The organism is Fictibacillus sp. 26RED30 (assembly GCF_015903845.1).
Classification (GTDB): Bacteria; Bacillota; Bacilli; order Bacillales; family Fictibacillaceae; genus Fictibacillus; species Fictibacillus phosphorivorans.
The window spans coordinates 400,529-424,295 of the sequence record NZ_JACZDV010000002.1 but is presented as its reverse complement, the minus strand read 5'-3'; the positions used below and the strand labels follow the sequence as shown (position 1 = coordinate 424,295).

Sequence of the window (23,767 nt, the reverse complement as noted above, 5' to 3'; positions counted from 1 at the left end):
ACTAGAAGTACATAATTTTAAAAGCCTGGCATACAGCCAGGCTTCATGTTATTCATCATATTCTTCTAAAATCTCTTCCGTTGTTAAAAATAAGGCGTAATACGCGAATAAAGCGGTCAATGCGGATGGAAAACCGAGTCGTGAGCCATCATCCAGCGGCACTAATCCGCGAACAGCCTTCGTATCGATCACGATATCGGCTAATTCCTCCACATTCACATCCATTTCAGCATCTTTTCGTCGTCCGCCGATCAAAATGACGTTGCAATCAACATTTTTACGTAATTCTGAACAAAGTGATACTGCTTCTTCGTCATCTAAAAAGCGCGAAGCCACTACTACACTATCGACTGGCAACAGATCAGTTGACTCTACATCTGAAAAATCAGCCCCGGCGCGGAATTTATTCTCTCCATATAGTGCTTCACTCACAACGGCTTCCATTTCGCCGAATCCCTTAAAATATACAGATCCTTCAGAAAGTACGCTTTGTGCCAATAAACGTGAAGCTTCTTCGATCGACTGTTCTTCTTTATCTGAAATGGATTTTAGCAATCCTGCAACTTGTGTTGAAAATATTTTTAACATGAAAAAGAACTCCTTACTTTTTTTCAAATCATCGTGTTTTTGTTTATTAATTTAGTATACTTAATTTAACAATACAAATCATCGGGAACAGCAGGAATTGGTATCCTCTGTCTCGAATGGTATAGGGACAAAATGGTTTTGTAAAGAAACTCTAGATGAGGTGAGCAATAATGAGCGGGAAAATTTTAATTGTAGACGATCAGTATGGCATCAGAATTCTTTTGAACGAAATCTTTCAAAAAGAAGGTTATAAGACGTATCAGGCGGCGAACGGTGTACAAGCTCTTTCAATTGTGGAGAAAGACCGCCCTGATCTTGTCATTTTAGATATGAAGATTCCTGGAATGGATGGCTTGGAAATCCTTCGTCGTGTAAAAAAACATGATGAAACGATTCAAGTGATCATCATGACCGCTTATGGTGAGCTGGACATGATCCATGAGGCTATGAAGCTGGGAGCTATCACTCATTTTGCAAAACCTTTTGATATTGATGAGATTCGCGCAGCGGTTAGGAAAGAACTTCCATTAAACACACCATCATCATAAAAGATTAAGAAATGCTGGTGTGTCGGCAATGGTAGCGGTTACACCCTGAAAACGTTGATGTGTTGCGGTTTTCAGGCGATATTGGTATGCTATACTAGAATGAAATATGAGCATAATGAAATGTTTAGCAAGACGCCATGAAAGGTAAACTAAAGTGGCTTCTTTTTGCTGTGTATGCACATTTCAGCAAATATACTATACAAAAATGTAGTTGGTCTGCTCGTGCCAATATCTAAGGAGGACATTACTATGCCTTTAGTTTCAATGAAAGAAATGCTTGAAAAAGCAAAAGCGGAAAATTATGCAGTTGGTCAATTCAACTTGAACAACCTTGAGTTCACTCAAGCGATCCTTAAGGCTGCACAAGAAGAGAAATCTCCAGTAATTCTTGGTGTTTCTGAAGGTGCTGCTCGTTATATGGGCGGATTCAAGCTTGTAGTAGCTATGGTTAAAGCTCTTATCGAAGAGTACAAAGTAACTGTACCTGTAGCGATCCACCTTGACCACGGTTCTAGCTACCAAAAGTGTGCTGAAGCGATTCATGCAGGTTTCACATCTGTAATGATCGACGGATCTCACCACCCGCTAGAAGAGAATATCGCTCTTACTAAAAAAGTGGTTGAACTTGCTCACTTCCACGGTGTTTCTGTTGAAGCAGAACTTGGCCGTATCGGTGGACAAGAAGACGATCTAGTTGTTGAAGATGCAGATGCAGCTTACGCGATCCCTTCTGAGTGTGATCAACTTGTTCGTGAGACTGGTGTTGACTGCTTCGCGCCTGCACTAGGATCTGTTCACGGACCTTACAAAGGTGAGCCTAACTTAGGATTTGACCGCATGAAAGAAGTTATGGAACTAACTGGTGTACCTCTTGTACTTCACGGTGGTACTGGTATCCCAACAAAAGATATCCAAAAAGCAATTTCTTTAGGAACTGCTAAAATCAACGTAAACACAGAAAACCAAATTGCTTCTCACAAAGCAGTTAAAGAATACATCGGATCTAACCCAGACAAGTATGATCCTCGTAGCTACTTAACTGCAGCTCGTGATGCGATCCAAGCTACTGTAGCTGGAAAAATGCGTGAGTTTGGTTCTTCTAACAAAGCTTAATATAACCTTTCTCATGAAACCGCCTATACATCATAGGCGGTTTCATTTACACTATAAGAGTGCAAAAACACGATCCACGTATAGATAATAAAAGTATGATACGAAGTTTTGTAAGCGTAATCCTTCGTGTATGAAGACGAACATGTTATAAAAGAATATAAAAGATAGACATACTCAAAAAAACAGGAGTGATCATTTTTGAAATTCTTTATTGATACTGCAAACATTGATGATATTAAAGAAGCCTATGACCTGGGCATTTTATCTGGAGTAACGACGAACCCTTCTTTAGTAGCTAAAGAAAAAGGCGTTGATTTTCATGAAAGACTGAAGGAAATCACGAGCCTAGTATCGGGTTCTGTTAGTGCTGAGGTGATCGGAACTTCTTATGAAGAAATGGTTTCAGAAGGTCGCGAACTAGCGAAGATCGCACCAAACATCACGGTAAAAGTTCCAATGACACTGGACGGATTAAAAGCGGTAAAAACGTTCTCTGATGAAAACATCAAAACAAACGTAACGCTTATTTTTAATGCAAACCAAGCCTTGCTTGCAGCTCGCGCAGGTGCAACGTATGTATCACCATTCTTAGGTCGTTTAGATGATATCGGTCAAGATGGCTTGGAGCTTGTTTCACAAGTGGCACAAATTTTTGCGATCCATGAGATCCCAACAGAGATCATCGCAGCATCAATCCGCCACCCTGTTCACGTAACAGAAGCGGCACTACGAGGCGCTCACATCGCAACAATTCCGCCAAACGTAATCAAAGGACTAGTAAAGCACCCGCTAACAGATCAAGGGATCGAAAAATTCCTAGCTGACTGGGACGCTGCTAACAGAAAGTAATTTATTAGTTCTTTTTCTTTAACAAAAAGGTGTTTGTATAACTTCTTGGATAAGTTGATTGTAGTGAAAGGTGCGAGACTCCTGCGGGACAGGCGGGCAGGTGAGACACTTAAGAGTGAAACGTACGAATGTGGCTCACCGCCTGCCCCGCGGAAAGCGAGCACCTGAAACGGAAATCAACTACTTTCAAACGCAACAAAGTTACACACAAATTTTTATACATGAAAAGAAAATATTGGTAAATAATAGTACTATCTAAAAAGGTAATGCAATCACAACTTTTGTGACTCTTACTGAAAGGAGTTTACCATGGAAAAACTGATGATTGAAGGGGGCTATCCTCTAGAAGGAACGGTCCATATAAGCGGAGCAAAAAATAGTGCGGTGGCTTTGATCCCCGCAACAATATTAGCAGAATCTACCGTTACCATTGAAGGTTTGCCTAACATATCAGACGTTCGTATTCTACGTGATCTGTTAGAGGAAATCGGAGGGGAAGCTTACCTGGATGAGAATCAGACTCTAACGGTTAACCCTGAAAAAATGATTGCGATGCCGCTGCCGAGCGGTAAAGTGAAAAAGCTTCGTGCTTCGTACTATTTGATGGGAGCGATGCTTGGCCGTTTCAAAAAAGCGGTCATCGGATTGCCAGGAGGCTGTAACCTAGGACCTCGTCCGATCGATCAGCACATCAAAGGCTTTGAAGCGTTAGGCGCAAAAGTAACGAACGAGCAAGGAGCGATCTATCTTCGCGCGGACGAGCTCGTTGGTGCAAAAATCTACTTAGACGTTGTTAGTGTTGGTGCGACCATCAATATCATGCTCGCAGCAGTAAGAGCAAAAGGCCAAACGATCATCGAAAACGCGGCTAAAGAACCTGAGATCATTGATGTGGCTACCCTTTTAACAAGCATGGGTGCCAAGATCAAAGGAGCAGGAACTGATGTTATTCGTATCGATGGTGTCGATGAGATGCATGGCTGCCGTCACTCCATCATACCTGACCGTATTGAAGCGGGAACGTACATGATCTTAGCAGCATCCATGGGTCAGCAAGTGTTGCTAGATAATGTTATTCCACTACACTTAGAGTCTCTTATTGCTAAATTGAGAGAGATGGGTGTTTACATTGAAACAAAAGATGATCAAGTGCTCGTTTATCGTGGAAAAGATCCACTCAAGAGCGTTGACATCAAAACGCTCGTCTATCCAGGATTTCCGACGGACCTTCAGCAGCCGTTCACTTCACTTTTAACAAGCTCAGAAGGAACGAGCATTGTAACAGATACCATCTACAGTGCGCGTTTTAAACATATCGACGAACTTCGCCGTATGGGAGCGAATGTGAAAGTAGAAGGACGTTCTGCTATAATAAATGGGCCAGCCAAGCTTGAAGGGGCAAAAGTGAAAGCCTCTGACCTTCGTGCAGGAGCAGCTCTTGTTGTAGCGGGCCTTATGGCTGAAGGTGTAACAGAGATCTCTGGTCTTGAGCATATCGATCGCGGCTATGAATCTTTAGTAGACAAGTTAAAAGGACTTGGAGCTAAGGTATGGCGTGAGAGCTTAGGTGCTGAAGAGTTGGAAGAGCTTAAGAATTCATAAGTTAAAACGAGAAATCACCATCACCTGGTGATTTTTCTTCAGGATAATTATGTAAGCGGTTAAAGTATGGGGAGGGAAACACACATGGAAAGAAGTTTATCGATGGAGCTTGTTCGTGTAACAGAGGCGGCAGCTCTTGCATCAGCACGTTGGATGGGAAGAGGAAAGAAAGACGAAGCGGACGACGCAGCAACAACTGCAATGCGTAACGTTTTTGATACGGTTCCGATGAAAGGGACAGTTGTGATCGGTGAAGGCGAGATGGATGAAGCTCCTATGCTTTATATCGGAGAAAAACTTGGGACAGGCTATGGTCCTCGTGTAGATGTTGCAGTTGATCCGTTAGAAGGAACGAACATCGTTGCATCTGGAACGTGGAACGCTTTAGCTGTTTTAGCGATCGCTGACCACGGAAACCTGCTTCATGCACCAGACATGTACATGGACAAGATTGCAGTTGGACGCGAAAGTGTTGGCAAGATTGACATTAACGCACCTGTTATCGATAACTTACGAGCAGTAGCAGAAGCGAAAAACAAGAATATCGAGGACTTGGTAGCAGTAATCCTAGACCGACCACGTCACGAGCAGATCATCCAAGATATTCGTGAAGCGGGTGCGCGTATCAAGCTGATTTCAGATGGCGATGTAGCAGCGGCGATCAATACGGCGTTTGACGATACGGGTGTTGATATTTTATTCGGTTCAGGAGGAGCTCCTGAAGGTGTAATCGCAGCTGTTGCGTTAAAATGCCTTGGCGGAGAACTTCAAGGTAAGCTGCTTCCTCAAAACGACGAAGAATTAGAACGCTGCAAACGCATGGGCATCGACGACGTTAATCGTGTATTGTACATGGACGACCTTGTAAAAGGGGACGACGCGATCTTTGCTGCAACAGGTGTTACAGACGGCGAGCTTTTAAAAGGAGTACGTTTTGACGGATCGACAGGTACAACGCAATCAGTGGTTATGCGTGCAAAGTCAGGAACTGTACGATTTATCGATGGAAGACACAGTTTGAAGAAGAAACCAGATCTTGTGATCAAACCATAAATAACGAGTGAGGCCGGACAACTTCGTCCGGTCTTTCCGTTACATTTATATGAATTAATCTTAGATTCAGTTGCAAAAGCTCGAGATGTATTGTAAATTCTCGTTAGAAGTGATTTACTTCTGAGTTTCTGTTGCTTGATTAAAGACTGAATATGTGGTTAAAATAAGAAGTATGATTCATTTTGTTCGATACATTTTCTTCATACCCACTAATACCCTTAACTTTCAAAGGAACTCCTTCCATTAAAAAAACCAAAACCAAACCAACAAAACAAACAAAAAAATCCCATCATAATTTTTAATAGATGTTTAGTTAGTTATTAATAGAAAAGCGTGGTGTCACTATGGGGATAGATTTAGCAACATTAGAGACAAAGAAATTAAAAGAGCTTTATGAGCTTGCCAAACAATATAATATTCAATATTACGGTAAATTAACAAAGCGTGAATTGATGTTTTCAATTTTGAAAGCACAAGCAGAACTTGATGGTTATTCATTCATGGAAGGTGTTTTGGAGATCATCCCAAACGAAGGATTCGGCTTCTTGCGTCCGATCAACTACTCACCGAGTTCTCAAGATATTTACATCTCGGCTTCCCAGATCCGTCGATTCGATCTAAGAAACGGAGATAAAGTATCAGGGAAAGTTCGTCCTCCAAAGGAAAACGAACGCTATTATGGACTTTTACAAGTTAACGCGGTTAATGGTGAGGACCCTGAAACGGCAAAAGAGCGTGTGCATTTCCCTGCACTGACGGCTTTATATCCAGAAAAGAAAATGGTTATGGAGACAACGAGCAACAACATTTCAACGCGGATCATCGACATGATGGCGCCTGTTGGTTTTGGTCAGCGTGGTCTGATCGTCGCTCCTCCAAAAGCGGGTAAGACAAGCTTGCTAAAGGAAATCGCACATAGTGTGACGACGAACAACCCGCAAGTGGAGCTGATCGTCTTGCTTATCGATGAGCGTCCTGAGGAAGTAACAGATATCGAGCGTTCTGTTAAAGGAGACGTTGTAAGCTCAACGTTTGATGAAGTGCCAGAAAACCATATTAAAGTGGCAGAGCTTGTGTTAGAGCGTGCCATGAGACTTGTTGAGCACAAAAAGGATGTTGTTATCCTGCTCGATAGCATCACTCGTCTGGCTCGTGCATACAACCTTGTTATTCCGCCAAGCGGCCGTACACTATCTGGTGGTATAGACCCTGCTGCGTTCCACCGTCCGAAGCGTTTCTTCGGTGCTGCTCGTAACATCGAAGAAGGTGGGAGCTTAACGATCCTAGCAACGGCTCTAGTCGATACGGGATCTCGTATGGATGATGTGATCTACGAGGAGTTCAAAGGAACAGGAAACATGGAGCTTCACTTAGATCGTAAGCTGGCTGAGCGCCGTATTTTCCCTGCGATCGATATTCGCCGTTCTGGAACGAGAAAAGAAGAGATGCTTATCGCAAAAGATCATCTTGAGGCACTTTGGTCGATCCGTAAAACGATGGATGACTCGTTCGATTTCGTAGACAAGTTCATGAAACGCATGCGTAAAACGGAGAATAATGAAGAGTTTTTCGAGCTTTTTGAGAGTGAAAAAAAGGGAGCGCCAAAGCGAGCTAAACCCGTAACAAACTAACGAAAAAGTATGGTTGCAAATGGGTTTTGTCCCTGTTATACTATTTTTATGTGTTTATAACTCTGTCTCCGCATAGGAAACAGGGCAGAAGGAGTGGAATTAGAATGAAACAAGGAATTCATCCGAATTATAAAAAGGTTATCTTTGTTGACGCTCAAAGCGGATTTAGCTTCCTTTCAGGATCAACTTTGTCTTCAAGCGAGACAATGAAGTGGGAAGACGGTAACGAATATCCAGTAATTAAAGTGGATGTTAGTTCTGACACTCACCCGTTCTACACTGGCCGTCAGAAGTTCTCTGATGTTGGTGGACGTGTTGACCGCTTTAAGAAGAAATACAACCTTAAGTAATTTGTTGCAAGTAAAAGGGCAGGAGTCTTTCTTGCCCTTTTTTCTTTTGTATTTTATAGAAAACAAGAACTCGGTAACTGTTTTGATGGACCGGGTTTTTTATACGCCTTAAAAGGAGTAAAGCACTCCTGTAACGAACGTCTATGTATGGTAAAACATCATACATTTCGTACATACTAAGGAAAAGATTGTTGCGAAAGGGGGAGCAGGCCATGTATGTGATGAAACAAAATGGCTGGATCGAATTGATCTGCGGCAGCATGTTCTCTGGTTCTGTGAAGTTTTTATCTACAAAACCTTAATCGTATAAATATATATAAATAATAGTGTTTTGAATAGTTAGAATATTGTAGACAAAATAAAAGATTATATGATATGCTCAGGAAGAGAAAAAATCCTGATGTGTATTTTTTTTTGTCATTAATGCGAACGTATGTGCTGAATTATCAAATTGATAATTGTTATTTAAAAAGAGAGAGGGAGGGGTATTTTCATTGGTTGTAGATACTATGGGCATTGGAGTAAAAAGATGTCAGGTTCTTTCAAGCGGAGAATGGGTTATACGTTGGATAATACACGAAGATGGACTGCCTCTTCATGATGTTAATTTGTTTCTATATGAAACATTTAGTAGTTCGACTGCAGAAAAATATGCATATAATTTAGTCCACTTTTTTCGGTACCTAAAACAAGTAAAAATTCATTACAAAGATATAAACGATATAGGGACAATTAATTATTACGTAAAACAACTACTTGGTAATAATGAAGAAACTAAAATTACTTATGCTGCTTTAAAAACACGCTTAAACACACTTCATAATTTTTATGAGTATTTGATTACTAGAGGTAAGGTAAGTAAAAATCCGATTGTAACGGGAAGTGGTAGAAAAAGCAGAGAAGTTGATAGGTTCCTAAAAGGTATAGTCGAACCAGAATTAAAACAAAAATTAGCCTTTTCGATACATGCAAAATATAAAGAAACTCGTCATTGGCTCAAATGGTATACGTTTGAAGATATTGAGTTGATTAGTTCTGGCTTTCGTTCATATAGAGACAAATTAATATTTGGTTTGTCTATTGAAACAGGAATGAGAATTGGAGAAATATTAGGATTGAGGGTGTGTGACTTTAGCTTTAAGGAATGCACTTTAGCAGTTAAGAAAAGATTGAACCCTGATAACAATGCTTTTGCCAAAACAGGTTCAAGAGTAGTGCCAATTAGCAATGTCCTAGCTTCGTCCATAGTCCATTATTTAACGGATGAACGCCTTGAAGTAAGTGGTTTAAAGGATACACCTAATAATTACTTATTTCTAACTAAACAAGGTCCTACGAGTGGGAAAGCTTTAAAGGCGAGTAATTACAGAGTAATACTGAAAGCAGCAGGGGCAAGAGTTGGTTATGATAAAAAGGAATTACGTACTCATAGTGGTAGGAGTACAAGGATTCAACAACTACTTGATTTAATTATTGAAGGCAATGAAAAAGGAGAATCAATAATTACAGAAGAAGATATGGAAAAGTTATTAGGGTTAAAGTCTGCATCTTTCAAACATTATAAAAAACCCTTTAAGGCACGTTTAGATTCTAAGTTGAAAGTTACATTAGACGCAATTACTCCTTTAAATAAAATAAAAGTGTTTAACGAAAAACTTGAATAGGTGGCTTACATGGAAATACTGCTAAAAGAATACCTGAGAACAAGTGCAAACCGCAACGCGACACTAATAATCGACGGTAAGGAAAATTTTGTTAAGCAGTACACTATATATGGTATTAATCCTGTTGATGATTTAGGGGGAACAATAAAATTAATTAACAGCGTTAAATCGGCAATACTTGAAGAAGATTTTGACTCATTTAAGCGAATAAATGTTAAACATAAGTCATTACCATTTTATTTAGCATTCGATAATTGGTACACACATTTTCTGGAGTTGTTAATTAAAGTTGTCTTTAATAAGTATGCAAAATCTTTACCTACAAATTTAAACTATAAAATACTAATTAAAGATGTTGTTGGACTAGCGTTTAGCAACCCAAATAGAATTAAATACAGCCAGTTTATAAAAGACTTTAATAATATAACCCTACACTTATGCGTATATCACCTTGAAAAGGCAATTGAAGATAATGATATGGTTAAGTTTAGGGAGAATTTAAAGCAAATTTCTAGGTGGTCAACTCCAGAATCGAATTCCTTTGTGTATGATGTAGCTTTAGAAATGCTTGGTAGTAAATTAGAAACCTTTGTGACTAAAGTAGGGTTAGACTTTGCAAATAATTATATTGAGCCTACACCTAATAAGTTGCACGCAAAAATTTTTGTTTCAGGGTTCGTTTCTCGTTCTAAACGTACAGATTATGAGATTTGTGAAAAAGCCTCATTGAAGATTAAAGATAAGTACGTTTCAATAATGCGAAGCAAAAAGATAGATTTTGAAAGTGACAAGTGGGAAAAATTTGTTGAAAGAGAAACTGGACAATTTAAAAAATTCACATTTGATTTCAGTGAAATTGACATGAATCTGAGAGCGTCAGTAAAAACATATTTAAAAACATTACTCGATGAGGGTCTTGAAATTAAGAGTTTAATTAGTAATCTTTATGGAATAAAACGTTTTATTGCCTTTATCAAAGAACATACAGAATATAGCTATTTAATACCCAATATTTTTAAAATTAAATATAGCCCACATTTAACATCCATAAAAGCTTCTTTTGAAGCTGTTAACCCTTTGGGAACTGTGAAAAACATTTTTAATTGTATGGGAAGATATTATGATTGGCTATTATTAAACAACCAGAAGTCTCATCTTGAAAATCCGTTTAATAAAATTTCATTTAGAAACTTAGATAAGTATACTAAGCATACGGAAGATATACCTCAAGAAATAGTAGATGTAATCAATGAAAATCTCCACTCATTACCTCCAACATTTCGGAATGCATGGATTATACTCATGAATTCTGGAATGCGCATCTCAGAGCTATTAAGCCTTCAGCATAATTCACTTAATTTTAACGAAATGAACAATCAGTATGAATTAAGTTATATACCACAAAAGCAAGAAAAACTTAAACGAAAAAATCAAGAAGATAGAATACACCATGTTTATGTTACACCAGCCTTAAAAGCTGCATTTGATAACCAGTTGGAAATAACATCACACCTTAGAACGGAAACAAATTATCAAGCACTATTCATCCATAAATATGATGGCATTAGGATTATAAGTTCATCGGGCTTTAAATATGCACTTAACAATTTATTACAAAAACAAGGAATCACTTTTAAGCTTACCCCACACATGTGTAGAAAAAGTATGGTAGTTAAATTGTTATCTGAAGGACATACGATAGAAGAGACCTCTAATATAACAGGACAATCTATATCGACTATTTTGCAATCGTACTTTGGAATCGAAAGAAAAAAACTTAAAGAAATGGAGTCTGCATTTTTTGATGAAGCATATGACCACTTATTTAAACCCAAGATGAATACCATATTATCTGAAGTTGAAGTTGAGGCAATTAGGACGGAAATTAAAATTGGTTCTCGTAAGGCTCCAAACGGTCAAGGCTTTTGTGGTAAACATGTTGTATTTGGACCATGTGTAAAAAATAGATGTGTAGGATGCAGACTACTCATCACTACGCCTGAACAAATACCTTTGTATAGAACAATGATAGACGAACAAGAGCGCTACATTGAATCCCTAACTAAACAATTTACTTCTATGGGGATACCGTTAGAAGAATTTACTGGATTTCGTGATTACCAATCAGAAGTAAATTATCTTGAGGTAATAAGAAACGGACTCGACCAATTAATTGATTTTGTAAAGGAGAAATTACCTCAAAATGAACAAGAGAGATTACTTGGAACCTAAACAGAGAAAGACCATACTACCAACAGTTATCGATGAAGAATATCTAGATGAATTGAAAAAGAATGTATCTTTTTTAGGCAATTTTCATTTTGATGATAATACATGGTACTGTGAAAAACTCCACATTGGACATTCAAATAAACAGAATGGAAAACTATATTTTAATCGAACCCCACAGAAATATAGGGAAATAGTTAAGATTTTTGCATTAGTTAATGATAAATCAGTGACCACAAGAGCACACAATATTTCATACTTAAACAAGTTTTTTGAATATCTAGAAACCGTAAATCCAAATTACACTATTAATGAAGTTAATGAGGATACAATCGCAGGATTTACAGGTTATCTAATTAGGAACAACTTTAATGATGTCAAAAAAAAGCACTCATTTAATGCGGTAAAATCTTTCTTTAACACATTAGCTGGATATCCAGGAGTACCCAATATAATTTTTGGGAAAAAACATAACCCTTTTAAAATTGATATCGCCGGAATGACAAGAGACCCAATTAAAAAAGAAGATATTAATAAATTAGATGAGTTGCTTTTCGACTTTTCAAATGAAATTCCTTTGGTCACAAGAGTACACTATTGGACGATGCGCCTTTTCCCCAATCGTGTAGATGAGGTATCTTCTATGCAATTAGATTGTTTAATAGGGCATTTCAATCATTTCATTTTAAGAATACCAACATGGAAGATAAATGGAGGTCATGTAACTCCTGAATTTAAAGCAATAACGCTGAGTTATCAAGGTATTATAAAAACTTATGTTGATATGATTAAAAAACTACAAAGTGAAGTTAAAGAGATGCACAAGTATATCAAGGTGGGGAAAGGTGAAATTGATTTAAAACAATTTCTATTTATACATCAACCATTTAAACTGTTCACTAATGAATCTGGGGAAATTTGTGTTAAGTGGCACAGAAACAAAAGCAATTATTATGTCTACAGTAATGTGAAAGCGAATGCCGCTTTAAAACAAATTACAAGTCACCTTGATATTAAAGATAGCGATATTACCACTCATAGATTTAGGCATAATTCTGTTACTCAAAGAGCTGATGCAGGATACACTAGTGAGCAAATAATGTTCATGACAGGGCATAAATCTAAAGCCATGTTAGACGTCTATAAACATTCTAGTAAGGAGAGGTTAAAGAATGTATACGACGCTGTAACGAATCAATTAAACCCCGTAGAATCATCACCAGTAATATTTAGTGGAAAGATAATTAATATGAACAATCCAGTAACAGAAAAAGTATTAATCAAACAAGGGGTAGAACCCTATCTTGTAAAAAGACTGAAAAAACCTGGAGAGACAATGGGTGTTTGTAGTCAAGTAGCGGTTACCCAGTGTTCACCAGATGGAACGCCAATAAAATATGAATGTTATGCTTGCAATTGGTTTGTCCCTATTGCTGATAAATATGAGGAATATAAAGAAGATATGGAGTTTTGGGCTAATATTAGTGAAAGAAGTAAAAATAATGTGAACCAGCTCGCCACATACGAAAATGCGTCTCGAAATATGGCACTTCTAAGAAGAATAGTTAATATCTGCGAACGAGGTATCGAAAAACATAAACAGGATGTTTTGAACAACATCCAATTTGAAACTTACCATAAGTGGAATTAACTGCAGAAGTGGGAGGATTATACAATTGGCATTAAATGAGGGGTTAAAAAAGCATCAGCAAAAAGTACACCTGAATACTATTCAGATTGTAAAAGATACTGTGACTGCTATGAAAGAGTTGAATCCCAATAAACCAATATCAAGGAAGAATTTATTGGATTTGTTAAAAGATGAGGGAACAGAACGCCATGCGATTTCTCCTGCAACTTTGTATAAACCTGAATATTTAAAAATATGGAATGAAAAGCTCTATGAAAAACGTCTTAAAAATAATTTAAAGGTTAAGGAAGAACTCGTTGAGACAGAAATTTACGAATTGAAACAAATCGTTTCTAATCTAAAAAAAGAAGGTGAAAAGAAAGAGAGTAAAATAAACAAATTGTTACTAGATATTGAAAGTTTGGAAACTGATAAAAAAGTAGCAAGAAAAGAACGTAGAGAATTAGAAGATTTAAATGAAAAGCTCTACGGACTACTGCTTGAATGTGATTCCTTATTGGCTTTAAAAGGTTTATCAGTTTCACAAGTAGCTTCATCACTGGCAGAAGGAATTGAATATATAACTAAAAAATTTAATTAACAAATATAAAAAAGATGGTTTTATGTTACTTTCATAACATAAAACCATCTTTTTTTAGGCATTTAAAAATTTAATATTAGTTGAAAGTTTTAAGAACATATGTTCTAATTATTTTAATGGAATAGGAGGTGCTTTTCTTTGAAGGACAACCAAAAGTTAGAAATACTATTTGAAATCATCACAGATTTAACGACCTTTGTTGAACAGAATAAAGATGAAATTAAAGCCCTCGATTTAGAAACTTTAAAAACCCGGAACAAACAGGTCATTGATGAAGCTCGTAAATTATTATCAAAGAGACGTTTCGATGTCTAACCGATTCCGCATCATGTTTACACTTCGCTTACCAAACGAGCTGTCTTACCTCTTACTTGTTGGTTGCGATTACAGCAATGGCTGCTTATTCGCAATTAATCTCTTTTCACCTAATGATTCCATACAACTGAATCGTAATGTAAATCAATATCCAGAAGAGCTTATTGCACATTTGTCAGCAGAAAAAGAACTAATCGATGCCGGTTTTTATGACCTCAGAACCTGGCAACTAACATTGTTTCAGTTGAAAATAAAAGAGAGAAAGGACTTCCAAATGATTAAAGATAGGGGGGAAATCAAATGGCAGCCGTTTCAGAGCATTCCTGAATTGTGGAATTCATACCGCGCCATACAAGAAGAACAAAGTAAAATCTCCAAGCCATCTTTGGATGAGGACCAGCTCGAAATTATCAATTATCGAATAATGAAGTCTCTGGAAGAAGAAAAAGTGCTCAATCTAAAACTCTATGAACAAGGACATATCAATGAGGTACCTGGCATCATTATAAAAGTTGACCCTTTCCAAAAAGTAATACGCTTTAAAGTTACTTCAGGTGCAATAAAACAGCTTTCATTTAGTAAAATTGTCGGCGCAGAACTATTTGAGGCTTAGATTTGTATGAAGAAAAATGTAGAGGGCTGTGATGTTAATGACTGAACTAAGTGATTTGTTTCAAGACTTCCCTGTTATTAATTTCGATTCAAAGAAACGATGTATAATTAACCTGATATCAAGACGATACCCCAACAACCAGGCATTACTATCACTGTTAAATAGACTATATAAGAGTGATACAATTGTTCACCCTTCAGATTATCCTCTATCCGATGATTTTATCGAAAAGATAAATGCAGAAACAAATGAAGTGAAATTGGAATTATTAATAAAAGAAAGACTTGAGGAACAACATCGAGAATTAACAAAGGACTATTTGCACAAAGTAAATCAAATAAAAGAGCAGTATATGATTTTTGAAAATTATTGGGAGAATTACTTGCGAGGTTCAGTAAATACCACAGATAAATTAGGTGAAAATATCGATACAGATGAAATCTACAAATTAATCAAGGAACTAAAAGGAAAAATCAATTCCATATAGAGCACTAGAATTTACATCATTTATAAAAAGAAGTGACACAAATAACGGGTTCTCTTTTGGAGTACAAAAAGTGAAATAACATAGAGAATCGCATATTAAATAGCAATCGAGAAAGCACTGCAAATCGCAGTGCTTTTAGCATTTTAATGATTTCAATTGGACAGAGCTTTATTCAACAATCGCACCCGATTATTGAAGAAAAATATGTTTTAAAACGATTAACCTAATGAAAAAGACATTAATTAATGCTTATTTTATTATGCCTCCGTCTTTATTTTTCACATAAATCTTATATGAATCAAAATTAGATACTCCATCCGTTTTTATTATCTCGGCTACCTTCTCCTCTATCTCCCTGGCTAATTTTTTTGCTTTTGTATTTGAACTACTTATGGAAGTCTTTATCGTTATGGATTTTTGATATTCTGAACTTATATCTCCGACCACATCATAATCACTTAACCCTTCTTGAACATTCATTAAAATTTTATTGAATTCCATTAAATTCGGTCCATCTGATAAAACAATTTCTCTCTTTACATCTACAATTATTGGATAACTTTCAAATATTGTTGATTTTGATAACTCACTTGTAATTATTGTGATTTCATTTCTGACTTCAGAAAGATATTGTTCCGTACCGTCGACTGTTACAGAAATTTCATTAGGTTCAGATTTAATTCCTGTGGAACTTACTCTGAAATTTTTACTTTGTAATGTTAGGAACAGTTTCTTTGTGAATCCTTCAGATTTTTTTTCAACTATTTGGTCCGATGACAGCGTTTCATCTGCATTTACTGATGGTATAGATTTATCATATTTTTTATTTAACAAAATCCCCCCAAACAACATACTAATTAAAATTACTCCCATAAATATAATTTTTTTGTTCATTTACGCCCCCTATTTTATGACTTGTTTAAGTATAATGTTCTAATTGAAATTTATACCGATAAAAAAGTTCTCCTAATCGAAGTAAAGCCTCGGTTTTAGAAGATTCATTACATTTCACAATAGTAAAAGAAATAGCCCCCTAAATTGGCGGCTCTTTTTAAAGGAATAGTTCTGTTGGTTAACTTTAGTTTTTCTTTAGTGGCATTTTAGTTATTACTATTGGTTTATTAAGTTCTGCATTTGGAAGTGGCTGAGGTTCGTGTTTATTTGGCATAGTTTGCACATTTTTTGCAGTCGGTGGTAATGGCTCGTCAACGGAATCCCTTATAATAACTTGACGTGGAGGAATATTTACTTTGGTAATCTCCCTTTTTGAACCCGTATCGCTATGTGGTAATAAATAAAATAAGCCAATTATTGAAGTTAGACTTAGTGTGATTCCGACAATTACTTTCGTATTAAATTTCATTACCAAAACTCCTTTATACAAATATCACCATATTTTAAAGTTTCTATCCTTTATTCAACAATCTTGCACGTTTGTGTAATAAAGATTTAGCGTGTCTTAATTTAATCAAAAATCTAAAGAACTATTGTTTTTTTCTTAGATAATAAATTTCACTCAATTGCTTTCTTGAATCATTTCTCTTTGTTTCAATAATTTTTAATTTTTTAAAAGTGAGTAGAGATAATGTACAGTATAGGAAATAAGTTAAATAGGCATTAGAAAAATCATTATCATTGATTATTTTCATTTTTTTCTACTCCTTCCTAAACCTTCTTCCACAATCCTGCACGTTTGTTGAATAAGGACAGCATACATTTAATCTTATTATGTATTCGATTTAGCCGTCGTCTAATCCTTTTTCACCAAAATTGGTAAGAATTTTAGCAAGTGAATTAGCATACCAAAACGCATCGTGACAATATTTATTGTCATCTTGCTAAAACCTATGCGAATTGGGGTGCTAATTTATACATAAAATGACCATAAACGTTGATATAACAACAAAAATAAGCACGCTAATTCATATGCGAATTAACGTGCTATTTGTATAACTTTTTTCTCTTTTGTACTCCAAAAGAGAACCCGTTACAAATCTCTGTGTCACTTCTAAAAATTATTTTTTGTAAAAAACTTTTATTTCAACACCAAGTGTTAATTCTTCAATAACCAATATCTCTTTATCTTCTTCATCATCATAATCGCTAGACTTTATTTTTCCACCAACATAGATAGCCTCAATACGTCTAACATCTTCATTATCTAAAATGTTTTTAAGTTCAACGTTAGCGTTCTTTGGGACATAGCCAATATGTACAGGAACCTCATCATACTTTATAAAACTTTAATATCGTTTGAATCATATTCATTCATTGGCTCAGGCTCAAACAATATTTCATGTTGAGTGAAAGATAAATCTTCAAATTCACCCACCTCTAAACCATCTTCAATAATCTCTTTATTTTTAAAACCGCCATACAATGAGAAACCATTTTCTTTTGCATAAAGTTTCCCGTGCTTCTGCAGCAACTTTTGAATATCTTGATTCAATTCATTTTTTGCTGTTACACCAGCTACATTAAATTCAAATACATCAAGCTTAGGAGGTTCAATCTTAGATGTAGAAGTAGGAGACGGAGAAACATTTTCTAAAACCTGAACACTACTAACCTCATTTGATTCGCGATTCCCTATCAGTTTGTTTAAAAATTTCTTTAACATAATAATTCTCACCTACCTTTTTACCATTATGATTCATAACGATTTCATTTACTTAGAAAACTTAATCTCACCTGTCATCTTTATTCCGACTAAAGTAACCTTAACACCATCAACATTCAACACTTCTTTAGAAACTATCTTGCCTGGTTCCAACACAGCTCTTAAAGACTTAAAACTATTAGTAGCTATTTTAGAATTCTTCATAAATAGTTCCTCCTCAAGTTTCAACCAATTTCAAGAAGCCAAATTGATTAATAGTTTACTCAATATTAGAGAAAAATCACATTTTGTGATTCAAGAAAATCTTTATCTATGGTAATACGAAACTGTTGAGGGATTATATTAGTTAATCCTGTTTTAGTGGGATGCGTCAACTCTAGAAAGTCTATTTTTAATTCCTTGATAGGGTCATTAATAACAATTCCATAATATGAAAAGACATCATTCGTTGTTTGTTCTACATAAATATAAAATAAGTAATAACGTTCTCTCATTTTATACGCCTTATGAAGCTCGTTGTAAGTAATGTAGAAGTTATTAACTGTTTTGCTTGCTTTAATCTCGAATCCCAAAATTATTTCATCATTAGTTACTTCAATGTCGTATCCTTTAGAAAATAAATGAGAAACACTTACAGCATGTTTATAATGTTTCCTAAGATAAGAAAGTGCCAATCGCTCTCCCAGTTCTCCTAGAAGCTTGTTGCCTTCTAACCATTCAATCCCCTCTTGATTTCCTTGTTGCTCTGTAAATAAATCTTCCGCCACTTGATGTCTATTAATTTCTTGAAACAAAAATTCAAGTTCACTATCATATGAAGTGATTACCTCTAATTCAATAGGCGTTTTCCAACTTTTTAATTCATCTTTATTAATATAAAGAACAGGAATGACGCTTTCAGTAGCTAAAACTCGAATTTTACTCATATATTGCCTTCCAATGCACATGATTTACATACCAACCACTGAGAGTTATCTTCTTCGTATTCTAGAATTGTCCACAAAGATGGGGTATTTTTAGTTGGTTTATTGCAAATAGGACATGGAAGGTAATGAAGTTTATGAGTCTGATATATATCCTTATGTAAAAAGTTCTCCCTTCCGAACAGCTTTTTTATTTCGGTAATGCGATAATCAAATGTTGATACTTTTAATTTACTTTTAGATAACACTTTAGGCTTTAGTAATAATTGATGAACATCTTCTTCCAATACTATCAAATCTTTGTTAATAGTTAGGGTCCGGTTTGATTCTTCATAGTTTTTCTCATAAACATGAACGAGGTCTTTCATTCTTAGCCCATATCTATAGACAAGTTCAAAAGTAAATAACAATGTGAATCGTTCCATGTTTTTTAGTAATTGGCGAAGAGCGATAATTTCTCTAATGGTAAGTGGATTAGGCTGTCGTTTTTCTTCTTCACTAAGTTGATTTTTTTGGATTCTATTCTTGTTGATTTCATCTATTACAGGGTATTTAAAGTCAACACCTTCTTCGATTAAGTAGGCAAAGAATGATTTTAAATGCTCAATTTTATCGTTCCTATAACTTAGTTTCTCATATTGATTTAGAAATTTGGACAAATCGGTAATTAGAATTGTATGGATATCTTGATGTTTATAAAATTCAAATAATTTACGAACCGTAGATAAATAATTTTCTACGCCTTTTACATCTTGTATTTTTATTCGATAATTATAAAACCATTTCTTATTTAAAACACTAGATTTTTCAATCTTCTTGTCAATTCTGAATGTGTCTACCAAACTATCCTCACCCTTTATAAATGGATATTTATAACAATTACTTTATCATAATTTTCATAAATATGTATAAACTCACTTCACAATCTACCTATCTTCTTGTATAAAGTGGTAAAATTGTAAGGTGATAAAAATAGAACTGCAAATCCTGTTGCGGAGGAATGTTATTTGAAAGGAAAATATTTTTTAAAGGACACTGCCTTAAACCATAAGAATAATGATGCATTTCATCATCAAGATTATGTAGATAATATAAAAAAAATAATTGAAGAACATACACCGCCATTTAATATTGCACTTATTGGAAAATGGGGGGTAGGAAAATCTTCAATTATCAACCTTTTAAAAAATGAATTTAAAGGAAGAGAAGAATATAAAACGCATGAAATTAATGCCTGGAAATATGAAAATGAGTCTTTAAGAAAAGCTTTTCTTAAGAATTTGTGGAAAACTTTCAATAATGAACAAGATGTAACAGTAATTAACCGTATAACAAATGCTTTGAAACAAGTATTGGTTCAGGTAACACATAATGACGAAAAAGTGTCTGTTAAGGCAGCTGTGAATAGCATGTTACCTTATCTCTGGTCACTTACTATTATTTGGACAATATCCTGCATATTGTTTTTAGTATTATTTATTTTCGCTGATTTGATAACTACTTTATTTGTTAAAGAAAATCTGAACTTTGAATTATACAAATCAATAACTTACTTTAAGTCTAAAATCTGGATTCCTTTAGCGATTTCACCATTCTTTGTTTTATTTATGAATTTCATTAATAGTAATTTGTTTAAAAAAACTACAGCCATTCAAATGATGAGACCTATAGAAACTCCTGATGAATACGAAGAATTATTTAAAAAAGAAATAAAACAATACAAAGTAGATAACCCTGATTTCAAAAAACTAATTGTTATTATTGATGATTTAGATAGATTAAGTCCAAAGAAAGTTGTAAACGCGTTAGATGCAATAAAAGCATTTGTAGATGTCGAAGAATGTATATTTATTGTTTGCTGTGATGAGGAGATTTTAAAGAAAGCTTTGGAGAAAAATAGATTTACCAATAATTTCGATGATATTGATGAAGAGTTATTTCTAGACAAGTTATTTCAATTCAGAATACCTTTACCACCTATTATAGAAAGTGATATGAAAGAGTATTCTAGAAATTTAGCTGCTGAAGAAGTACCTGATTTAGTAACATTATGTAATGGTAAATTTGATGAAATTATTAATATTCTGATACATCCTGAAGTTACGACTCCTAGACAGGTAAAAAAAATTCTAAATACTTTTGCTAATAATTTATTAATCGCAAAGAATAGAGAAGGTAGAAAATTAGAAAATGAGCTATTAACTGGTGACGAAGGTATTAAGGTACTTGCTAAATTATCTGTTTTACAATCAGATTATAGTTCTATATATAATGAATTAATAAATAACTCTAAAATACTTGAAGACTTATTGGAACGGTATAACGGTAATGAAGATGCAAATGAAAAAATTGACAAATTTTATAATAAGAAAACTAATAAAATACGACAAGAATACGATGGTTTAATTAATTTTTTACTAAGAACTCAGCATATTAGTTCAGAAAATCTTGGGCCATTTTTATATCTCGGTCAGGGGACGGTAGGATTATTAGCTGGTGACGCAAAAGAAAAGAAGATAAGGAAAGATTTACTGAGTGGTAATGAAAAAGAGATAATCTCAATTTTAGAAACAAGTGAAGATGCAGAAACAATTGCATTAGCGATACTTGAGCAAATAAAGTATACAGCTGTGGAAGATTTAGGCTATACCTTAAAGGCTTCCTATCAAGTAATTGATTATATCCCAGATACTCTAAAGAGAGAATTATCCAATACCATTTCTTTTAGAATTCAAGAAATCCCTATAAATGGCGCAAGATTACATCAAGTCAACTATGAAAATCTACTAAACGTCTTTTTAGCTTCAGATAATAAAGTTGGAGCAAAAAAAGCTCTTTTATATGTAATGAATACCCTTTTTCAAAATAAAAAATGGAAAACAATATCAAATAGGGATATGGAAGAAGACGATTTTGTTACTAATTCTTATGAATTAATAAATCAAATTTTGAAAAAAGTAAAAGAAGTAAATGATAATGAAATAACTGACTTAGTTAAAAAGTTTATCGCTCTTCAAAATGCTAATTATGAATTTTTCCCATTTGAAAGAATTCATAATCTGTTTATAAATCATGAAGGTTTATTTGAAGAATTTTTCGGTTTATCGTTTTATCATCAACTTACTGAATATATAAGCCAGCATAATAAAAGTAAAGAATATATTAAAGAAGTAGAAAATACTTTTCTATTAATCGCTTCAACGATTTCCAGAAACTTTAATGAGGATTTCTTAGAATCACTTCCAAAAGTATTAAATGTATCAAAAAGCCTAACAAATCAAATTATTAATATTATTACTGCTGTCGAGAATGACATATCACAGGAACAGTCTATCGAAATTTTAAAATCAATAATACAACTAGACTACACTCAAGAGGACGATACGTTAAAACTTGTAGATTTCTTGTACAATCTTCAATTAGATTTAACACAAGTAGAAGACGAATTCCTTACTGATTTTGATTCGTTTATTTATAATATTCTACCTGATGAAGCGCCAGAATCTATTGAAACAATGAATAATATTAACAAATTAATTAATAGTATAGTATCAAAACTTGATAAAGGTTTTGGTATTTTACCTGAATCTTTTAAGTACATCCAAGGAAAAATAATGGATGAATCATACTTCGATGAAGTAATTGATTATAATGGAGAGTTTTTTACAGCCGAACAACGAAATAGCGTCTTTACTGAAATAAATAAGGGCATAGCCTTCGCTAATATTAATAACTCACTTTTTAGAAGGTCATATAATTTATACTCTATTTTAGTCAAAGATGAAGAGAACGAATCCATTATAAAAAATTATTTACCTACTCAAATTAGTTATTTTTTAAACAATAGTTTCGTTAGCTATACTGCGTGGGCAAGTAATTTCATTACATTGTTAGGCATTACCAAAAAACTCGTTGATAAAAGTTTACTTAATTCTTTGGCAACGCATTTATTAAATCATAATTATCCAGATTTAATGATAAAATGCTTTAAATATTTTGGTGATTATTTACCTGATGAATTATTGGCACAATCAGTTACTATTATTATTGATAAAACTACCAACGATGTAGATAAATTAGATGCCTTAGAATACTTCAGAAATATTAAGAGTAAACATATAAATAAAGAAAATAATAATTTAACTCCTTATGCAAAATTTTTGGTAGAAAACTTAGAAGTGAATTCAGAACTCTTTGTTAAGGACTTACATTGGTTTGCTGCATTAGGTAATACCACCAGGTATATTACATTTATTAAAAAGATTAGTGAGTTAGAAAAAGAAGAATTAAAAATAAACGCTGATATTTATAAAAGAACTTCAACTAAACTTTTTAAAGGATTTACGCCTAAAACTCAAAATGAGGTTATTGCATCTTTAATCGAAGATATAGATGTAGAGTTTTTAAATGAATATTTGATAAGTGAACTAACAAATAGAAAAGAATTATTAGAAGTTCAAATCAAAAGTAAGGAGCTAAAAGAAAATAGTATAGAATTTAAATTAAAACTTTTAGATTTGATAGGTAGATACAAAGAAGAATATCAAATTAATTTAATCGCAGAATTATTCATAGAAGTTTTAAATTCTTTAGAACAAGAAGAGATTAATGACTTTTATAAAATATCCTTAAAGCATTTTAGCAATTATAGGTTTAATCATACTAAAAAATTGGTATTTGCTCAGATTTTAAGGGTATTTAAAAAGGTGAATTACGAATCAAAATCAAGACTATTACAATTGGCTAAAAACTTTGAAATGAATAAAGATTTCAAAAGTGCGAGGAAGAATGTAACAGATGAAGAAAGTGAGTTTATAAAAAATGAGTTAAAATTAAGGGGTTAATCTCAATTCCTCCAAACCAGGAGGGTGGAAATAATTTTGCTAGTTATAAGTAAGTATAACTTCTGAGTTTATTATCTAAGACCTCATCGGAGGTCTTTTTTGTTCCA

The 23,767-nt window shown here is 34.4% G+C and carries 22 protein-coding genes; 15 read left to right on the top strand and 7 right to left on the bottom strand.

Annotated elements, in window-relative coordinates; genetic code table 11:
- Positions 1 to 48 precede the first annotated feature (48 nt).
- Positions 49 to 588 (bottom strand): DUF2529 family protein, encoded by a 540-nt coding sequence (locus IHV11_RS14830; protein WP_197195321.1) that lies wholly within the window; start codon positions 586 to 588, stop codon positions 49 to 51.
- Between the two features lie 167 nt (positions 589 to 755).
- Between IHV11_RS14830 and IHV11_RS14825 the strand changes: the two genes are divergently transcribed.
- From IHV11_RS14825 to IHV11_RS14760, 14 genes are all read left to right on the top strand, one after another.
- The gene (locus tag IHV11_RS14825; RefSeq protein ID WP_171005594.1) at positions 756 to 1,136 is read left to right on the top strand and encodes a response regulator; all 381 of its coding nucleotides are present in this window, start codon (positions 756 to 758) and stop codon (positions 1,134 to 1,136) included.
- A 249-nt stretch (positions 1,137 to 1,385) separates the two neighbouring features.
- On the top strand, positions 1,386 to 2,249 hold the full coding sequence (gene fba / locus IHV11_RS14820) for a class II fructose-1,6-bisphosphate aldolase (RefSeq protein ID WP_066399034.1): 864 nt from the start codon (positions 1,386 to 1,388) through the stop codon (positions 2,247 to 2,249).
- A 198-nt stretch (positions 2,250 to 2,447) separates the two neighbouring features.
- The gene (gene fsa, locus IHV11_RS14815; protein WP_197128276.1) at positions 2,448 to 3,098 is read left to right on the top strand and encodes a fructose-6-phosphate aldolase; all 651 of its coding nucleotides are present in this window, start codon (positions 2,448 to 2,450) and stop codon (positions 3,096 to 3,098) included.
- Positions 3,099 to 3,407: 309 nt separating this feature from the next.
- Complete coding sequence (locus tag IHV11_RS14810; RefSeq protein WP_197128278.1) at positions 3,408 to 4,700, top strand: UDP-N-acetylglucosamine 1-carboxyvinyltransferase; 1,293 nt, start codon at positions 3,408 to 3,410, stop codon at positions 4,698 to 4,700.
- An 84-nt stretch (positions 4,701 to 4,784) separates the two neighbouring features.
- On the top strand, positions 4,785 to 5,753 hold the full coding sequence (glpX, locus tag IHV11_RS14805) for a class II fructose-bisphosphatase (RefSeq protein ID WP_066244703.1): 969 nt from the start codon (positions 4,785 to 4,787) through the stop codon (positions 5,751 to 5,753).
- A 344-nt stretch (positions 5,754 to 6,097) separates the two neighbouring features.
- Positions 6,098 to 7,384, top strand: coding sequence for a transcription termination factor Rho (gene rho, locus IHV11_RS14800; RefSeq protein WP_144696865.1), 1,287 nt, complete (start codon positions 6,098 to 6,100; stop codon positions 7,382 to 7,384).
- A 104-nt stretch (positions 7,385 to 7,488) separates the two neighbouring features.
- Positions 7,489 to 7,734, top strand: coding sequence for a type B 50S ribosomal protein L31 (locus IHV11_RS14795; protein WP_066399025.1), 246 nt, complete (start codon positions 7,489 to 7,491; stop codon positions 7,732 to 7,734).
- Positions 7,735 to 8,228: 494 nt separating this feature from the next.
- Positions 8,229 to 9,398 carry a tyrosine-type recombinase/integrase gene (locus tag IHV11_RS14790; protein ID WP_197195320.1) on the top strand — a complete coding sequence of 390 codons (1,170 nt, stop codon included), beginning with the start codon at positions 8,229 to 8,231 and terminating at the stop codon, positions 9,396 to 9,398.
- A 9-nt stretch (positions 9,399 to 9,407) separates the two neighbouring features.
- Positions 9,408 to 11,630, top strand: coding sequence for a tyrosine-type recombinase/integrase (locus IHV11_RS14785; protein ID WP_197195319.1), 2,223 nt, complete (start codon positions 9,408 to 9,410; stop codon positions 11,628 to 11,630).
- On the top strand, positions 11,602 to 13,278 hold the full coding sequence (locus tag IHV11_RS14780; protein WP_197195318.1) for a tyrosine-type recombinase/integrase: 1,677 nt from the start codon (positions 11,602 to 11,604) through the stop codon (positions 13,276 to 13,278). The genes IHV11_RS14785 and IHV11_RS14780 overlap by 29 nt, the downstream gene beginning before the upstream one ends.
- A gap of 25 nt (positions 13,279 to 13,303) precedes the next feature.
- On the top strand, positions 13,304 to 13,858 hold the full coding sequence (locus tag IHV11_RS14775) for a hypothetical protein (RefSeq protein ID WP_197195317.1): 555 nt from the start codon (positions 13,304 to 13,306) through the stop codon (positions 13,856 to 13,858).
- A gap of 138 nt (positions 13,859 to 13,996) precedes the next feature.
- Positions 13,997 to 14,173: a hypothetical protein gene (locus IHV11_RS14770; RefSeq protein WP_197195316.1), complete on the top strand. Its 177-nt coding sequence runs from the start codon at positions 13,997 to 13,999 to the stop codon at positions 14,171 to 14,173.
- The gene (locus tag IHV11_RS14765) at positions 14,166 to 14,786 is read left to right on the top strand and encodes a YolD-like family protein (RefSeq protein WP_197195315.1); all 621 of its coding nucleotides are present in this window, start codon (positions 14,166 to 14,168) and stop codon (positions 14,784 to 14,786) included. Before IHV11_RS14770 ends, IHV11_RS14765 begins: the two co-directional genes overlap by 8 nt.
- Positions 14,787 to 14,817: 31 nt before the next feature.
- Positions 14,818 to 15,273, top strand: a complete 456-nt coding sequence (locus IHV11_RS14760; RefSeq protein ID WP_197195314.1) for a hypothetical protein — start codon at positions 14,818 to 14,820, stop codon at positions 15,271 to 15,273.
- Between the two features lie 249 nt (positions 15,274 to 15,522).
- Here IHV11_RS14760 and IHV11_RS14755 read toward each other — a convergent pair whose 3' ends face one another.
- The 6 genes from IHV11_RS14755 to IHV11_RS14730 form a co-directional block, all read right to left on the bottom strand.
- Positions 15,523 to 16,167 (bottom strand): hypothetical protein, encoded by a 645-nt coding sequence (locus IHV11_RS14755; RefSeq protein ID WP_197195313.1) that lies wholly within the window; start codon positions 16,165 to 16,167, stop codon positions 15,523 to 15,525.
- Positions 16,168 to 16,351: 184 nt separating this feature from the next.
- Positions 16,352 to 16,636: a hypothetical protein gene (locus IHV11_RS14750; protein ID WP_197195312.1), complete on the bottom strand. Its 285-nt coding sequence runs from the start codon at positions 16,634 to 16,636 to the stop codon at positions 16,352 to 16,354.
- An 870-nt stretch (positions 16,637 to 17,506) separates the two neighbouring features.
- Positions 17,507 to 17,893, bottom strand: a complete 387-nt coding sequence (locus tag IHV11_RS14745; RefSeq protein WP_197195311.1) for a hypothetical protein — start codon at positions 17,891 to 17,893, stop codon at positions 17,507 to 17,509.
- Between the two features lie 48 nt (positions 17,894 to 17,941).
- Positions 17,942 to 18,097, bottom strand: coding sequence for a hypothetical protein (locus IHV11_RS14740; protein WP_197195310.1), 156 nt, complete (start codon positions 18,095 to 18,097; stop codon positions 17,942 to 17,944).
- Between the two features lie 65 nt (positions 18,098 to 18,162).
- Positions 18,163 to 18,819 carry a protein NO VEIN domain-containing protein gene (locus IHV11_RS14735; protein WP_197195309.1) on the bottom strand — a complete coding sequence of 219 codons (657 nt, stop codon included), beginning with the start codon at positions 18,817 to 18,819 and terminating at the stop codon, positions 18,163 to 18,165.
- Positions 18,816 to 19,658: a hypothetical protein gene (locus IHV11_RS14730; protein ID WP_197195308.1), complete on the bottom strand. Its 843-nt coding sequence runs from the start codon at positions 19,656 to 19,658 to the stop codon at positions 18,816 to 18,818. The genes IHV11_RS14735 and IHV11_RS14730 overlap by 4 nt, the downstream gene beginning before the upstream one ends.
- 165 nt (positions 19,659 to 19,823) lie before the next feature.
- Here IHV11_RS14730 and IHV11_RS14725 point away from each other — a divergent pair, with 165 nt between their 5' ends.
- Entirely contained in the window at positions 19,824 to 23,660 is a 3,837-nt protein-coding gene (locus IHV11_RS14725; RefSeq protein WP_197195307.1) for a KAP family P-loop NTPase fold protein, read from the top strand.
- The last annotated feature ends 107 nt before the right edge of the window (positions 23,661 to 23,767 follow it).